The organism is Sphingomonas flavalba (assembly GCF_047553045.1).
In the GTDB taxonomy this organism is placed as follows: domain Bacteria; phylum Pseudomonadota; class Alphaproteobacteria; order Sphingomonadales; family Sphingomonadaceae; genus Sphingomonas_L; species Sphingomonas_L flavalba_A.
This window is the reverse complement of record NZ_CP180208.1, coordinates 381,361-396,187: the sequence shown is the minus strand read 5'-3', so window position 1 is coordinate 396,187 and position 14,827 is coordinate 381,361. Positions and strand designations below refer to the sequence as shown.

The window sequence follows — 14,827 nt, the reverse complement described above, 5'->3', positions numbered from 1 at the left end:
ATGGGTGGCGCCGACGCGGAACGGGGGGTCGGCCGCCGCGCGCTGCTGATCGGGGGGCTGGCCGCCGGCCTCGCCGGCGGGGCGGCGGCGCAGACCCCGCCGCCCCGCGCCGCCCGCCCCCTTTCCCCCGGCCTCGCCGATCCGGTCGAGACGATCGACCTGTGGCCGGGCGGCGCCCCCGGCGCGCCGACGCCGCTCCCCGTGGAAACGGTGGAGGAACGCGCGACCGACCCGTTGCTTGCCGATCGCGCCGTCTGGGGCATAGCCCGGCCGCGCATGACGGTGTTCCGCCCGGACCGCCCGAACGGGGCGGCGGTGCTGATCACGCCGGGCGGCGGGTATCGCTGGGTGGTGATCGACAAGGAAGGCTATGAAATGGCGCGCTGGCTGGCGGCGCGCGGTTTCACCGCCTTCGTCCTGTTCTATCGCCTGCCGGGCGAAGGCTGGGCCGCCGGGGCGGACACCCCGCTGGCCGACGCGCAGCGCGCGATCAGGCTGGTCCGCCACCATGCCGGTGCCTATGCCCTGTCGCCGGATCGCGTCGCGGCGATGGGCTTTTCCGCCGGCGGCCATGTCTGCGCCGATCTCGCCGCCCGCTTCGCCACCGGCGTCTACGCCCCGGTCGACGCCGCCGACCGGTTGTCCGCCCGGCCGCATAGCGCCGCGCCGCTTTATCCGGTCATTTCGATGCGCCTGCCCGATGCCCATGCCGGGTCGCGCGCGATGCTGCTCGGCGCGGCACCGACGCCGGCAATGGAGGCGGCGCACTCGCCCGACCGCAACGTGCCGGCGGATGCACCGCCGCACTTCCTGCTCCATGCCGAGGACGACGACGCCGTGCCGGTCGCCAACACCCTGCTGCTGCGCGCCGCGCTGACCGCGCGCGGCATTGCCGTCGAGACCCATCTGTTCGCCGCCGGCGGCCACGGCTTCGGCCTGCGCAAGGCGATCGGCAAGCCGGTTTCCGCCTGGCCGGAACTATGGCTGGCCTGGGCGCGCACCATCGGACTGGTCTGAACCGGTGGACCGGCGCCAGGCGATACGCACTACCGCGCTGGCAACGCTCGGCCTGTCGCTACCCGCCCCGGTTGGCGCCGGCACGCCTGCCGCCGGCCGATGGCGGCGGGGGGCGGACAACCAGAGGATCGCCGACCTCGGCGACGGCCGCTTCCTCAACCCGATCCTGTCCGGCGACCGCCCCGACCCGGCGATCCTGAAGGACGGGCGCGATTACTATCTGACCTTTTCCAGCTTCGACGCCTATCCCGGTCTCGTCATCTGGCATTCGCGCGACCTGGTGAACTGGCAACCGCGCACCGCCGCCCTGCACCGCAATATCGGTTCGGTCTGGGCGGTCAGCCTCGAAAGGCACGCCGGCCGCTATTTCCTCTACATTCCGGTCAAGGCGGCGCCGAACGACATTTTCGTCAGCTGGGCGGATCGGATCGACGGGCCGTGGAGCGACCCGGTCCCGCTTGGCCTCCCCGCCCATATCGATCCGTGCCATGTCGTCGGCGAGGACGGATCGCGCTGGCTGTTCCTGTCGGGCGGAGACAGGGTGCGGCTGGCCGCCGACGGCCTGTCGACGATCGGCCCGGTCGAGCATGTCTACGACCCCTGGCGCTACCCAGACGACTGGGATGTCGAAGGATTTTCGCCGGAAGGACCGAAGATTCACCGTCACGGCGGCTGGTTCTACATGCTGACCGCGGTCGGCGGCACCGCCGGCCCGCCGACCGGCCATATGGTCATCGCCGCCCGCGCCCGCTCGGTCCACGGCCCCTGGCAGCAGCACCCGGCGAACCCGCTGGTCCGCACCCAAAGCGAGGATGAAGCATGGTGGTCACGCGGCCATGCCTCGTTGGTCGAGGGGCCGGACGGATCGTGGTGGGCACTCTACCACGGCTATGAACGCGGCTTCTGGACGCTGGGGCGGCAATGCCTGCTCGATGCGATCGAATGGACGGCGGACGGCTGGTTCCGGATGACCGGCGGCGACCTGTCGCGGCCGATCGCCAAACCCGGCGGCGGGGGGAAGGCCGTGCCCCATGGCCAGCCGCTGTCCGACGCGTTCGACGCACCGCTGGCGCTGGGCCGTAAATGGGCGTTCTTCCGCCCCGCGCCGGACGAGGAGCGCCGCGCCCGCGTCACCGGCGGTGCGCTGCATCTGGACGCACGCGGCACCGCCCCGTCGAGCGGATCGCCGCTGCTGCTGACCGCCGGCGACACCAGCTACCGTTTCGAATGCGACATCACCGTGCCGCCGGGCGGCACCGCTGGCCTCGTCCTGTTCTACGACGACACGCTGTATTGCGGCCTCGGTTTCGACGCCGACCGGTTCGTCACCCACCAATACGGCATGGAACGCGGCCGCCCGACCAACCCGCATGGTGCGCGGATGCGGGTCCGCGTCACCAACCGCCGGCACATCATCTCCTTCCACACCAGCGGCGACGGCGGCCGGACATGGCAACGCTTCGATCGCGGCATGGAGGTGTCGGGCTACCACCACAATGTCCGTGGCGGCTTCCTGATGCTCCGCCCCGGCCTTTATGCCGCCGGCGCCGGTACCGCCGTGTTCCGCGACTTCCGCTTCACCGCGCTCGACGAGTGAGTCGCCGCGCGCCGCTCAACCCGCGTCGCGCGCCGGGGTGTTGACGCCCATGCTGCTCAGATAGCGCTTCACGTTGCGCGCGGCCTGGCGAATGCGCTGTTCGTTCTCGACCATCGCGATACGGACGAAGCCTTCGCCGTCCTCGCCATAGCCGACGCCGGGGGCGACGGCGACGCCGGCATGGGTCAACAACTGCTTCGAGAATTCAAGGCTGCCGAGATGGGCGAGCGCGGGGGGCAGCGGCGCCCAGGCGAACATGCTGGCGCGCGGCGGCGGAATGTCCCAGCCGGCGCGGCCGAAACTTTCGACCATCACATCGCGCCGCCGCTTGTAAAGCTGGCGGTTGCTCTCGACGATGTCCTGCGGCCCGTTGATCGCGGCGACGGCGGCGGCCTGGATCGGGGTGAACGCACCGTAGTCGAGGTAGGATTTGACCCGGGTCAGCGCCGCGATCAGCGTCTTGTTGCCAACCGCGAAGCCCATCCGCCAGCCGGCCATGCTGTATGTCTTGGACATCGACGTGAATTCGACGGCGACATCGCGCGCGCCCGGCGCCTGCAGGATCGACGGCGTCGGCTGGCCGTCGAAATAGATTTCCGAATAGGCGAGGTCGGACAGCACCCACAGGCCGTGTTCCTTCGCAAAAGCGACCAGGCGGGTGTAGAAGGCAAGGTCGACGACCTCCGCCGTCGGGTTGGACGGATAGCCGACGACCAGCACAGACGGCTTGGGCACGGTGAACTTCACCGCCCGCTCCAGCGCCTCGAAATAGCGTTCGTCCGGCGTCGTCGGCACTGAACGGATCGACGCGCCGGCGATGATGAAGCCGAAGGTGTGGATCGGGTAGCTGGGGTTGGGCGCCAGCACGACGTCGCCGGGCGCGGTGATCGCCTGCGCCAGGTTCGCCAGCCCCTCCTTCGAGCCCAGCGTGACGACGACCTCGCTGTCCGGGTCCAGTTCGACACCAAAGCGGCGCTGGTAATAATTGGCCTGGGCGCGACGCAGGCCGGGGATGCCCTTCGACGCGGAATAGCCGTGTGCGTCTGGCTTGCGCGCGACCTCGCACAGTTTCTCGATCACGTGCGGCGGCGGCGGCAGGTCCGGATTGCCCATGCCAAGATCGATGATGTCTTCGCCCGCCGCGCGTGCTGCTGCCCGCATCGCGTTGACTTCGGCGATGACATAGGGCGGCAGGCGGCGGATGCGATAGAAATCGTCAGTCATGACTCCGGTCCGGTTAGATAATGGAACCCCGCTGATACCGTGCCGGCAAGGCCTTGTCGAAGCCTGTTTAAGCGGCGGATGGCGACTGGCGGGAAAGCGCACGCGCACTATTCCGCTCCGTCCGCTTCCGTCCTAGTCTCGCCCGCTGGAGGAGCCAGCCGATGACCGACACCGCCGCACCGCCCCCGCCGCCCAGTCTGGAGGACATGCAGCGCTGGACCTGGGTGATCGGCCGCGCCCAGCAGATGCTGCTCGAACATGGTTTCGACCAGATGGCAAAGGCGGTGGAGATGCCGGCGCCCGGCGCGCTTGCCGGCATCGGCGGCGCGGCGCCGCTGGCGCAGGCCCAGGTCGATTTCTGGACCGAGAGCATGGCGCTGTGGCAACGTTTCCTGAACCCGGCGGTCGCCCCGGCCGATCCGCCGACGGTCAAGGACCGGCGCTTCGCCTCGCCGCTGTGGCAGGAAAACCCGCTGTTCGACCTGATCCGCCAGTCCTACCTGCTGATCGCCGATCATGTGCTGCGCGGGGTCGAGGCGCTCGACGGCATTCCGGCCGAACAGAAGGACAAGCTGCGCTTCGCGGCGAAGGCGGTTGTCGACGCGATGAGCCCGTCCAACTTCGCCTTCACCAACCCGGACGTGATGGCGAAAACGGTCGAGACCCGCGGCGAGAACCTGCTCAAGGGGCTGGAGCATATGCTGCGCGATCTGGGCAAGGGCCAGTTGACCCACACCGACCCCGACGCCTTCCAAATCGGCCGCAACATCGCGACGACACCGGGCAAGGTTGTCCACGAAACCCCGCTCTACCAGTTGATCCACTACACACCGGCGACGGATACTGTTCTGGCCGTGCCGCTGCTGATTTTCCCGCCATGGATCAATCGCTTCTACATCCTCGACCTCAACCCGGAAAAAAGCTTCATCCGCTGGGCGGTGGAGCAGGGCCTGTCGGTGTTCGTGGTGTCGTGGAAATCAGCCGACGCATCGATGAAGGACGTCACCTGGGACGATTATATCGCCGCCCAGATCGACGCGGTCGACACGGTGCGCGCGCTGCTCGACGTGCCGGCGGTCCATACCATCGGCTATTGCGTCGCCGGCACGACGCTGGCGGCGACGCTGGCGGTGCTCGCGGCGCGCGGCGCGGCCGAGACAGTCGCCAGCGCCACCTTCTTCACCGCCCAGGTCGACTTTTCCCGCGCCGGGGAACTCCGCCATTTCATCGACGACGAGCAGCTCAAGCTGATCGAAAGCCTGTCCGGCGACGGCTATCTCGACGGGCGCTACATGGCGGTGACGTTCAACCTGCTGCGCGGGCGCGACCTGATCTGGAACTATGTCGTCAACAACTATCTGCTCGGGCAGGATTATCCGCCGTTCGACCTGCTCCATTGGAACGGCGACACCACCAACCTGCCGGCGAAATGGCACCGCGCCTATCTCTGCGACCTCTACAGGGACAACAAGCTGGTCCAACCCGGCGCGCTCAGCGCCGCCGACACACCGATCGACCTGACCAAGGTGACTACGCCCTCTTACGTCCAGGCCGGGCGCGAAGACCATATCGCCCCACCCGACAGCGTGTGGAAGATCACCGAGCATTTCACCGGCCCGCTCCGCTTCGTCCTCGCCGGCTCCGGCCATATCGCCGGCGTCGTCAACCCGCCGAGCGCCGGCAAATATCAGTACTGGACCAACCCGGAGCGGGCGCCCAACCTCGACGCCTTCATCGCCGGCGCGACCGAGACGAAAGGCAGCTGGTGGCCCGACTGGCTCGCCTGGCTGCACGGTCACGACGACGCCGAGGTCAAGGCGAAAGGCGCCCGCATCCCCGGCAAGGGCAAGCTGAAAGCGATCGAAGACGCGCCGGGCCGCTATGTGAAGAGCCGGTAACCCCCGGCCCTCCTTTGCTCACCCCCACACCCGTCCATCCCGAGCGTAGTCGAGGGACGCAGGATAGCCGGGTGCGTCCCTCGACTACGCTCGGGATGGACGGATAGGGCAGAAAATAACGGCCTCCTGCCTCACCCCCTCCACACGCAAAAAGGGCCGGGGATCGCTCCCCGGCCCTTCCTGTTTCAGCCGAACGGCTGGGGGAGGACTTAGAAGTCCATGCCACCCATGCCGCCCATGCCGCCACCGCCCATCGGCATGGCGGGCTTGTCTTCCGGCAGCTCGGACACGGCGGCTTCCGTCGTGATCAGCAGGCCGGCGACCGAGGCCGCGTCCTGGAGGGCGGTGCGAACGACCTTGGTCGGGTCGATCACGCCGGCGTTGACCAGGTTCTCGTACTTGTCGGTCTGGGCGTTGAAGCCGACCGCGGTGTCGCTGCCTTCCAGCAGCTTGCCGGAGATCACCGCGCCGTCATGGCCGGCGTTCTGCGCGATCTGACGGACCGGCGCGTAGAGCGCCTTGCGAACGATGTCGATGCCGCGGGTCTGGTCGTCGTTGGCGCCCTTCAGCCCCTCGATCGCCTTGGTCGAATAGAGCAGAGCAGTGCCGCCGCCGGCAATGATGCCTTCCTCGACCGCCGCACGGGTGGCGTGGAGAGCGTCGTCGACGCGGTCCTTGCGCTCCTTGACCTCGACCTCGGTCGAACCGCCGACCTTGATCACCGCAACGCCGCCGGCCAGCTTGGCCAGCCGCTCCTGCAGCTTCTCGCGGTCATAGTCGCTGGTCGTGTGCTCGATCTGCTGGCGGATCGCCTCGACGCGGCCCTTGATCGCCGCTTCGTCGCCGGCACCGTCGACAATGGTGGTGTTGTCCTTGTCGATGGTGACGCGCTTGGCCTGACCGAGCATGCCGAGGGTGACGCTTTCCAGCTTGATGCCGAGGTCTTCGGAAATCATCTCGCCATTGGTCAGGATCGCGATGTCTTCCAGCATCGCCTTGCGGCGATCGCCGAAGCCCGGCGCCTTGACGGCCGCGACCTTCAGGCCGCCGCGCAGCTTGTTGACGACCAGGGTCGCCAGCGCCTCGCCCTCAATGTCCTCGGCGATGATCAGCAGCGGACGGCCGCTCTGCACCACGGATTCGAGGATCGGCAGCATCGCCTGCAGGTTCGACAGCTTCTTCTCGTGGATCAGGATGTAGGGGTCCTGAAGCTCGACCTGCATCTTTTCCGGGTTGGTGATGAAGTAGGGCGACAGATAGCCGCGGTCGAACTGCATGCCTTCGACGACGTCCAGTTCGAATTCGAGGCCCTTGGCCTCCTCGACGGTGATGACGCCTTCCTTGCCGACCTTCTCCATCGCCTCGGCGATCTTCTCGCCGACGACAGTGTCGCCATTGGCGGAAATCACGCCGACCTGGGCGATCTCGGTCGAACCGGCGACCGGCTTCGAACGCTTCTGGATGTCCTCGACCACCTTGGCGACGGCCAGATCGATACCGCGCTTCAGGTCCATCGGGTTCATGCCGGCGGAAACCGACTTCATGCCCTCGCGGACAATCGCCTGGGCGAGCACGGTCGCGGTGGTGGTGCCGTCACCGGCCTTGTCGTTGGTCTTCGACGCCACCTCGCGCAGCATCTGCGCGCCCATGTTCTCGAACTTGTCCTTCAGTTCGATTTCCTTGGCGACGGTCACGCCGTCCTTGGTGATCCGCGGCGCGCCGAAGCTCTTGTCGATGACGACGTTGCGGCCCTTCGGGCCCAGGGTCACCTTCACCGCGTCGGCGAGGATGTCCACGCCCCGGAGGATGCGCTCGCGCGCGTCACGCGAAAACTTGACGTCTTTCGCTGCCATGTTCGTTGTTCCTTCCTTTGCGGACCCCCGGATGGCCGGGGCCCATAGTCATGCGATCGCTCTTTGCCCCGCCGGACGGCGGGGCTGGAAAATCAGCCGACGATCCCCAGGATGTCGCTTTCCTTCATGATGATCAGGTCTTCGCCGTCGACCTTGACCTCGGTGCCGGACCACTTGCCGAACAGGATGCGGTCGCCGGCCTTGACGTCGAGCGCAATGCGATCGCCGTCATCGTCGCGCGTACCCTCGCCGACAGCCACGACTTCGCCTTCCTGCGGCTTTTCCTTGGCCGTGTCGGGAATGATGATCCCGCCGGCGGTCTTTTCCTCGGCCTCGACCCGGCGAACCAGCACGCGGTCGTGAAGCGGACGAAATTTCATTTCGGCCATCCCTTTTGCTTGTCGAAGGCGCAACGCCCCCGGTGTTGAACAGGATTAGCACTCACCCAAAGAGAGTGCTAACAGCCAGCCATATGTGGAGGGCCGCCCAGCCTGTCAACGGGGGCGGAGGAATATCGGCGCGAAAAACGAAAACCGCCGCCGGCACGGGCCAGCGGCGGCATCGATCGTGGATCGACGAGGGTGACCTCAGGCGAAGCGGACGGTGCAGCGGCGACGGCGGAACGCATAGCCGGCGAGGCCGAATCCGGCAATCATCAGCGCCCATGCCGCGGGTTCCGGCACCGCGACCGGCGCGGTGTTGGCGCGGATCGCCGGCGCGACCAGCGTGTCGCCCGAAATATCGAGCGCCCAGTTGCCGGAACGACCGAAGAACAGGCCGAAATCGGTGAAGCCATACGCCAGGTTCGGCCCCATCGAGAAATTGGTGAAGGACGACAGGGCGGCGGTATAGCTGCCGGCCGCGAGATTCAGCGTCAGCAACGGGTCATAAGCGATGGCGCCCCACCCGTTGCGGTCGTCGTTCTGGGCGATGCGCGCGCCGGTCGCCTTGTCGAACAGCGTCAGGATGCTGTCGAAACCACCAGCGACGATCGCCTGCCCGGCGGCGTTGGTCCCGCCGGCATAGCCGTAGCTGGCGAGGGTCACCGATCCCGCCGCGTTCAGCGAGAAATCGATGAACGCCACGCCATTCTCGGCCGGCAGGGTGCCGACGAACGACAGGTCCACGGCGGCGGCCGGCGCGGCGGCGAAGGCGGCGGTGGCGAGAAGAGCAGCGAAACGAGCCTTGATACGCGACATGAACGAACCCCCTATCAACACGACGTCCCCCGATCTCCAAAACACCGGACGTCGACGAATCCCCGCACAGCAATCACCGTGCCATTTATGCATTCCGGGCGAAACGACGGTAAAAACATGCGGTTAATGTCAGTTTTGCCGACATTGTCCGCTTTCGGCACAGCCGCGCGCTCCGAAATTTCGCCGCTTCCGAATCGGACGGGTTTCCCTTTTTACCGATCGAACCGTAAACAAACCTGACCACCGCGCCCCGCGGCGGCGGAGACTGCGCACGATGAAATTGCTCAAGGGTGCTTGGACGGTGCTGGTCGGCGTCAAGGACGCGCTGGTGCTGGTGTTCATGCTGTTGTTCTTCGCGCTGCTCTATGCGGTGCTGTCGATGCGACCGGCGGCATCTGCCACCGGCGACGGCGCCCTGCTGCTGGACCTGACAGGGACCATCGTCGAGCAACCGGCTGAGGTCAGCGGCCTGACGGCGCTCACCGGCCAGGAAAAGCGCCTGCGCGAATTCCGCCTGCGCGATCTGGTCCGCGCTCTCGATACCGCCGCCACCGACGGGCGCGTCAAGGCCGTGGTGCTTGAGCTGGATGGCTTTGTCGGCGGTGGCGCGGTCGCGCTCGAAACCGTCGGCGATGCGCTCGGCCGGGTTCGCAAGGCCGGCAAGCCGGTGCTCGCCTACGCAACCGGCTATACCGACGACAGCTACACGCTTGCCGCCCACGCCTCCGAAATCTGGCTCAACCCGATGGGCCTCGCGGCGTTCACCGGTCCCGGCGGGTCTCGGCTCTATTACAAGGGGCTTATCGAACGGCTCGGCGTGACCACCCATGTCTACCGGGTCGGCGCGTTCAAGTCGGCGGTCGAACCCTATACCCGCGCCGATCAGTCACCGGAGGCGCGGGCAGCGAATCAGGCGCTGGCCGATGCGCTGTGGGAAGGCTGGAAGAAACATGTCGCCGCCGCCCGTCCGCAGGCAAAGCTCGCCGGCTTCGTCGGCGATCCGTCGGCGGCACTTACCGCTGCGGGCGGCGACATGGCGAAAGCGGTGCTCGCCGCCGGCATCGTCGACCGGCTTGGCGATCGCACCGCTTTCGGCACCCGTGTTGCCACCATCTCCGGCGGCGACACGGCGAAGCCGGCGGGCTGGTTCCGGCGCATCTCCCTTGACGACTGGATCGCCGGCAACCCGCCGCCATCGGGCGGCACGGTTGGCGTCGTCACCGTCGCCGGCACGATCGTCGATGGAGAGGCCGGCCCCGGCACCGCCGGCGGCGCGACCATCGCCCGCTTCATCCACAAGGGCCTTGCCGAAAAATCGCTGAAGGCGCTGGTACTGCGGGTCGATTCGCCCGGTGGCTCCGCCCTTGCGTCCGAACAGATCCGTTCGGCGCTGCTCGACGCGCGGAAACACGGCCTGCCAATCGTCGTCTCGATGGGCTCGGTTGCGGCTTCCGGCGGCTATTGGGTGACCACCGCCGCCGACCGGATCTTCGCGGAACCGACGACGATCACCGGATCGATCGGCGTGTTCGGCGTGCTGCCCACCGCGGAAAACGCCCTCGCCAAGGTCGGGGTGACCAGTGACGGGGTGAAGACCACCCCCCTCAGCGGCCAGCCGGACCTGATCGGCGGCACCACCCCGGAATTCGACCGGATGATGCAGATTGGCGTGGAGGATATCTATCGCCGCTTCCTGCGCCTCGTCGCCGAAGCACGTGGCCTGCCGGTCGAACGGGTCGACGAGATCGGCCAGGGCCGGGTGTGGGACGGCGGCACCGCCCGCCAGCTCGGCCTGGTCGATGCGTTCGGCTCGCTTGACGACGCGGTCGCCGACGCCGCCCGTCGCGCCCGGATCGATCCGGCTACGGCGAGGACCGTCTACCTCGAAAAAGCGCCGGACACCTGGTCGTCTTTAGTCCAGGCATGGGCACGCAAGAATGACGACGACTCCGCCGGGCAGGGCAGCGCCTCCGATCTGCTGACCCAGATGGCGCGGCGCAACCGGGCGCTTCTGCTCGGCGCGCTCACCGACGCGGCGGCAATGGTCCGTGGACCGGCGTTGCAGGTGCGCTGCCTCGAATGCGCGCGTTATGCGGTCGCGCCACCCACGACGGGGGACGCGACCCTGATCGGCTGGCTGGCGGGGAGGCTGGCACGATGATCCTGATCCGCGCAGCGCGGCCGGAAGACGCCGCCCAGATCGCCGCCATCTATTCCACCCACGTGCTGGCCAGCGCGGTGTCGTTCGAAACCGAACCGCCGTCGACCCGGACCATCCGCGCGCGGATGGAGGGAGAGGACGGCCTCTACCCCTGGCTGGTCGCGACCGGAGAGGACACCGACGCACTGCTCGGTTACGCCAGCGCGATGCGGTTCCGCGAACGCGCCGCCTACCGCTTCTGCGTCGAAACGTCGGTCTATGTCGCGAGCGGGGCGGCCCGGCAGGGCGTCGGCCGGCTGCTTTACGAAGCACTGATCGATACGCTGCGCGCCCAGAATTTCACCCAGGCGATCGCGGTCATCACCCTGCCCAACGACGCGTCGATCGGTTTGCACGAATCGGTCGGCTTCCGCCGCGCCGGGGTTTATCGCGAGGTCGGCTGGAAACAGGGGCGCTGGCACGATGTCGGCATCTGGCAGGCCAGCCTCGCCGAACCGAACGGCCCGCCGGAAGAACCGTTGCGCTTCGCCGACGTCGGCGTCCGCCGCGATCCTTAGGGCTTATCCTGCCGAAGCGGGCCGCTCAGCCCCGGTAGACGGGCAGCGCCAGCCCGCGCACGATCGCCAGCGCGCGCAGCAGGAACCCGGCCAGCGCGGCTAGGATCGCGGCGACCGGCACCGCCATGCCCGCCAGCACCAGCAGCACGAACAGCGCCGCCGCCAGCACCGCGGCGGTCACATAAAGTTCGGGCCGCAGGATGATCGACGGCTGGCCGGCCAGCACGTCGCGGATGATGCCGCCCATGCACGCCGTCACCACCCCCATCATCGCCGCCGGCAACGGCGCGACGCCCGCGCTCAGCGCCTTGGCGGCGCCATAGACCGCGTAGGCGGCAAGACCGATCGCGTCGAACCAGTCAAGTGCCCGGTCCTTCCACCAGGCGCGCGGCGTCATCCAGACGAGCAGCGCCGTCACCAGGCAGATCAGCGGATAGCGGCTGTCGACCACCCAGAACACCGGCGCGCCGATCAGCAAATCGCGCACCGTACCGCCGCCGGTGCCGGTGATCAGCGCGAAAAAGGCGAAGGTGACCAGCGTCTGGCGGCGCTGCGCCGCCTGCAACGCGCCGGACGCCGCGAACACCGCGATGCCGAGCAGGTCGATCACCGACAGAATCGGTCCAAGAATCTGCGCTGGTTCCATACTCAGCGCCCTTAGGCGTCGATTCGCCAAAATGGAATTCCGGCCATGCGCCGGATCGCGCCTTGCACCCGGTCGCGCGGATAGGGCACTGGCAGGGGCATGACGATCCGCATTCCGATGGGCCTTGATTCCGCCGGCACCACGGCCAGCCTCGATCTGGAGGAACTGCTCGCCACCCGTCTGCTGGTGCAGGGCAATTCCGGGTCGGGCAAATCCCACCTGCTCCGCCGCCTGCTCGAAGCCAGCGCCGAATGGGTGCAGCATGTCGTCATCGATCCGGAAGGCGATTTCGTCGGGCTGGCCGACCGCTACGGCCATATGGTGGTAGAGGCGGCCGACTATAGCGAGGCGGAAGTCGCCGGCATCGCCGCCCGCGTCCGCGAACACCGCGTCTCCGTCGTCCTCAACCTGGAGGGGCTGGATGTCGACGCCCAGTTGCGCTGCGCCGGCACCTTCCTCAACCGGCTGTTCGATGCGCCGCGCGGCCACTGGTACCCGGTGCTGGTCGTCGTCGACGAAGCGCAGCTGTTCGCGCCGGCGGCGGCGGGCGATGTGGGCGAAGACGCGCGCAAGGCGGCGCTCGGCGCGATGACCAACCTGATGTGCCGGGGGCGCAAGCGCGGCCTCGCCGGGGTCATCGCCACCCAACGGCTGGCGAAACTGGCCAAGAACGTTGCGGCGGAGGCGTCGAATTTCCTGATGGGCCGCACCTTCCTCGACATCGACATGGCCCGCGCCGCCGACCTGCTCGGCATGGAACGGCGGCAGGCGGAACAGATCCGCGATCTGGAACGCGGGCAGTTCCTGGCGCTGGGCCCCGCCCTTGCCCGCCGCCCGCGCCTGATCCGCATCGGCGCGGTGGAAACGGTCGGGCGCGGCGGCGGCCCGGCGCTGGCCCCACTCCCCACCCTGTCCGACGACGATCGTCGCGCCCTGCTGTTCGAAGCGGTCGAGGCGGAACCGCCCGCCCCGCCGCCGGTGCCGCCGCCGGTCCCGGTCGAGGCGCTGTTTCGCGCGATCGACGACAAGGCACAGCCCGCCGTGCCCGCGGACCCCGCCGCCGCGCCGGATGAGGGCGAAGACGACACCGCCGCCATCGCCGAAGCGGTCCTGCAAGACATCGTCGCCGACGCCGACGCCGCCTACCGCGCGCCGCCCGAACTCTATCAGGATTTCATCGTCCGCTGCCGGATGCGCGGCCACCCGCGCCCGGCGCTCGCCCCCACCGCCTTCACCCGGCGACTGGCCATGGCCCGCGCCGGCCTGTTCGACGAACCGGCGCCCGACGATACGATGGCCCAGGCGCTGGCGATCGCCGACCGGCTGCCAGAGGATATGCTCAGCCTGTTCCTGTCGATCGCGCAGGCCGCGCGGGATGGCGCGCCCTGTCCGACGGACGAGGCGCTGGCCCAGACCTATGGCACCCACTCGCTCAGCCGGGTCCGCCGGCTGATCGGCTTTATCGAGGGGCAGGGCGTGATCGTTTCGCGCACCGACCTGCGCGGCCGGCGGACGCTCACCATCCCCCAGCTCGGCTGGTCGACCGCCGCCGACAGCCCGGTCGAGGCGTGATCGGCGGCCGATTGCGACGGATAGCCGGAACCCGGCCTCGACAAAGCGGCGGTGAGCAACCACTTGTGGGCGATACGGAGAAGCAATGATGGCCGATTATCGCAAGACGCCGGAGGCTCTGGCCCGGCTGACGCCAGAGCAGTTTCACATCACCCAGGAAAGCGGCACGGAGCGCCCCGGCAGCGGCGCCTATCTGCATAACACCGCGCCCGGCATCTATGTCGACGTCGTGTCGGGCGAGCCGCTGTTCGCGTCTTCAGACAAGTTCGAATCCGGTTGCGGCTGGCCCAGCTTCACGAAGCCGATCGCGCCGGCCCACGTCAACGAACTGCGCGACGCGACCCACGGCATGATCCGCACCGAAGTCCGCTCGGCGCATGGCGACAGTCACCTCGGCCATGTGTTTCCGGACGGGCCGCGCGACCGGGGCGGCCTGCGCTACTGCATCAATTCCGCCGCGCTGCGCTTCGTGCACCGCGACGCGATGGCCGCCGAGGGCTACGGCGCCTATCTGGACCAGGTGGAGACGCATTGATGACCGAAGAACGCGCAATCCTCGCCGGCGGCTGCTTCTGGGGGATGCAGGACCTGATCCGGCGCTATGACGGGGTGCTCCGCACCCGCGTCGGCTATTCGGGCGGCGACGTGCCGAACGCCACCTACCGCAACCACGGCACCCATGCCGAGGCGATCGAGATCGTCTTCGATCCGGCCCGGATCAGCTACCGCAAGCTGCTGGAATTCTTCTTCCAGATCCACGATCCGTCGACGATGAACCGCCAGGGCAACGACCGGGGGATGAGCTACCGCTCCGCCATTTTCTACACCAGCGACGATCAGAAGCGGGTGGCCGAACAGACGATCGCCGATGTCGACGCCTCCGGCCTGTGGCCCGGCAAGGTCGTGACGGAACTCGCCGCCGCCGGCCCGTTCTGGGAAGCGGAGCCGGAACATCAAGATTATCTGGAACGGATTCCGGACGGCTACACCTGCCACTTCATCCGGCCCAACTGGGTGCTGCCGGCGGCCGGCTGACCGGTTTTTCGGATTCGACAGCAAGGAACGGAGCGCAGCCCGTCCCGCCCCGTGCGACAGCACAGGCG

At 68.1% G+C, this 14,827-nt stretch carries 13 protein-coding genes; 8 read left to right on the top strand and 5 right to left on the bottom strand.

Features of this window, described 5'->3' with window-relative positions; translation table 11 throughout:
- Nucleotides 1-1,017, top strand: coding sequence for an alpha/beta hydrolase (locus ACMT1E_RS01900; RefSeq protein ID WP_414901889.1), 1,017 nt, complete (start codon nucleotides 1-3; stop codon nucleotides 1,015-1,017).
- Nucleotides 1,018-1,021: 4 nt separating this feature from the next.
- Nucleotides 1,022-2,614 carry a family 43 glycosylhydrolase gene (locus ACMT1E_RS01895; RefSeq protein ID WP_414901888.1) on the top strand — a complete coding sequence of 531 codons (1,593 nt, stop codon included), beginning with the start codon at nucleotides 1,022-1,024 and terminating at the stop codon, nucleotides 2,612-2,614.
- 15 nt (nucleotides 2,615-2,629) lie between these two features.
- Here the strand turns inward: ACMT1E_RS01895 and ACMT1E_RS01890 are convergent, their stop codons facing one another.
- Nucleotides 2,630-3,838, bottom strand: coding sequence for an LL-diaminopimelate aminotransferase (locus ACMT1E_RS01890; protein ID WP_414901887.1), 1,209 nt, complete (start codon nucleotides 3,836-3,838; stop codon nucleotides 2,630-2,632).
- 161 nt (nucleotides 3,839-3,999) lie between these two features.
- Between ACMT1E_RS01890 and ACMT1E_RS01885 the strand changes: the two genes are divergently transcribed.
- On the top strand, nucleotides 4,000-5,736 hold the full coding sequence (locus ACMT1E_RS01885; RefSeq protein WP_414901886.1) for a PHA/PHB synthase family protein: 1,737 nt from the start codon (nucleotides 4,000-4,002) through the stop codon (nucleotides 5,734-5,736).
- A gap of 209 nt (nucleotides 5,737-5,945) precedes the next feature.
- Here ACMT1E_RS01885 and groL read toward each other — a convergent pair whose 3' ends face one another.
- From groL to ACMT1E_RS01870, 3 genes are all read right to left on the bottom strand, one after another.
- Nucleotides 5,946-7,589, bottom strand: coding sequence for a chaperonin GroEL (gene groL / locus ACMT1E_RS01880; protein WP_414901884.1), 1,644 nt, complete (start codon nucleotides 7,587-7,589; stop codon nucleotides 5,946-5,948).
- 92 nt (nucleotides 7,590-7,681) lie between these two features.
- Nucleotides 7,682-7,969 carry a co-chaperone GroES gene (groES, locus tag ACMT1E_RS01875; RefSeq protein WP_136161170.1) on the bottom strand — a complete coding sequence of 96 codons (288 nt, stop codon included), beginning with the start codon at nucleotides 7,967-7,969 and terminating at the stop codon, nucleotides 7,682-7,684.
- Nucleotides 7,970-8,176: 207 nt separating this feature from the next.
- The gene (locus ACMT1E_RS01870) at nucleotides 8,177-8,788 is read right to left on the bottom strand and encodes a DVUA0089 family protein (RefSeq protein ID WP_414901882.1); all 612 of its coding nucleotides are present in this window, start codon (nucleotides 8,786-8,788) and stop codon (nucleotides 8,177-8,179) included.
- 274 nt (nucleotides 8,789-9,062) lie between these two features.
- On the opposite strand from ACMT1E_RS01870, the gene sppA reads away from it, so the two are divergent.
- Nucleotides 9,063-10,949 carry a signal peptide peptidase SppA gene (gene sppA / locus ACMT1E_RS01865; protein WP_414901880.1) on the top strand — a complete coding sequence of 629 codons (1,887 nt, stop codon included), beginning with the start codon at nucleotides 9,063-9,065 and terminating at the stop codon, nucleotides 10,947-10,949.
- Nucleotides 10,946-11,506 (top strand): N-acetyltransferase family protein, encoded by a 561-nt coding sequence (locus tag ACMT1E_RS01860; protein ID WP_414901879.1) that lies wholly within the window; start codon nucleotides 10,946-10,948, stop codon nucleotides 11,504-11,506. The genes sppA and ACMT1E_RS01860 overlap by 4 nt, the downstream gene beginning before the upstream one ends.
- 25 nt (nucleotides 11,507-11,531) lie before the next feature.
- Here the strand turns inward: ACMT1E_RS01860 and ACMT1E_RS01855 are convergent, their stop codons facing one another.
- Nucleotides 11,532-12,152 (bottom strand): trimeric intracellular cation channel family protein, encoded by a 621-nt coding sequence (locus tag ACMT1E_RS01855; protein WP_414901878.1) that lies wholly within the window; start codon nucleotides 12,150-12,152, stop codon nucleotides 11,532-11,534.
- 99 nt (nucleotides 12,153-12,251) lie between these two features.
- Between ACMT1E_RS01855 and ACMT1E_RS01850 the strand changes: the two genes are divergently transcribed.
- From ACMT1E_RS01850 to msrA, 3 genes are all read left to right on the top strand, one after another.
- Complete coding sequence (locus ACMT1E_RS01850) at nucleotides 12,252-13,724, top strand: helicase HerA domain-containing protein (protein ID WP_414901876.1); 1,473 nt, start codon at nucleotides 12,252-12,254, stop codon at nucleotides 13,722-13,724.
- Nucleotides 13,725-13,812: 88 nt separating this feature from the next.
- A complete protein-coding gene (msrB, locus tag ACMT1E_RS01845; protein WP_414903246.1) occupies nucleotides 13,813-14,259 on the top strand; it encodes a peptide-methionine (R)-S-oxide reductase MsrB in 447 nt (148 codons plus the stop codon).
- Nucleotides 14,259-14,759 carry a peptide-methionine (S)-S-oxide reductase MsrA gene (msrA, locus tag ACMT1E_RS01840; RefSeq protein WP_414901875.1) on the top strand — a complete coding sequence of 167 codons (501 nt, stop codon included), beginning with the start codon at nucleotides 14,259-14,261 and terminating at the stop codon, nucleotides 14,757-14,759. The genes msrB and msrA overlap by 1 nt, the downstream gene beginning before the upstream one ends.
- The last annotated feature ends 68 nt before the right edge of the window (nucleotides 14,760-14,827 follow it).

What these genes read in the sequence shown, in the direction of transcription:
- sppA (WP_414901880.1), top strand. Translation starts at nt 9,063, where the DNA reads ATGAAATTGCTCAAGGGTGCTTGGACGGTGCTGGTCGGCGTCAAGGAC.
- msrA (WP_414901875.1), top strand. Translation starts at nt 14,259, where the DNA reads ATGACCGAAGAACGCGCAATCCTCGCCGGCGGCTGCTTCTGGGGGATG.
- msrB (WP_414903246.1), top strand. Translation starts at nt 13,813, where the DNA reads ATGGCCGATTATCGCAAGACGCCGGAGGCTCTGGCCCGGCTGACGCCA.
- ACMT1E_RS01850 (WP_414901876.1), top strand. Translation starts at nt 12,252, where the DNA reads ATGACGATCCGCATTCCGATGGGCCTTGATTCCGCCGGCACCACGGCC.
- ACMT1E_RS01890 (WP_414901887.1), bottom strand. Translation starts at nt 3,838, where the DNA reads ATGACTGACGATTTCTATCGCATCCGCCGCCTGCCGCCCTATGTCATC.
- ACMT1E_RS01900 (WP_414901889.1), top strand. Translation starts at nt 1, where the DNA reads ATGGGTGGCGCCGACGCGGAACGGGGGGTCGGCCGCCGCGCGCTGCTG.
- ACMT1E_RS01860 (WP_414901879.1), top strand. Translation starts at nt 10,946, where the DNA reads ATGATCCTGATCCGCGCAGCGCGGCCGGAAGACGCCGCCCAGATCGCC.
- ACMT1E_RS01855 (WP_414901878.1), bottom strand. Translation starts at nt 12,152, where the DNA reads ATGGAACCAGCGCAGATTCTTGGACCGATTCTGTCGGTGATCGACCTG.
- ACMT1E_RS01885 (WP_414901886.1), top strand. Translation starts at nt 4,000, where the DNA reads ATGACCGACACCGCCGCACCGCCCCCGCCGCCCAGTCTGGAGGACATG.
- ACMT1E_RS01870 (WP_414901882.1), bottom strand. Translation starts at nt 8,788, where the DNA reads ATGTCGCGTATCAAGGCTCGTTTCGCTGCTCTTCTCGCCACCGCCGCC.
- groL (WP_414901884.1), bottom strand. Translation starts at nt 7,589, where the DNA reads ATGGCAGCGAAAGACGTCAAGTTTTCGCGTGACGCGCGCGAGCGCATC.
- groES (WP_136161170.1), bottom strand. Translation starts at nt 7,969, where the DNA reads ATGAAATTTCGTCCGCTTCACGACCGCGTGCTGGTTCGCCGGGTCGAG.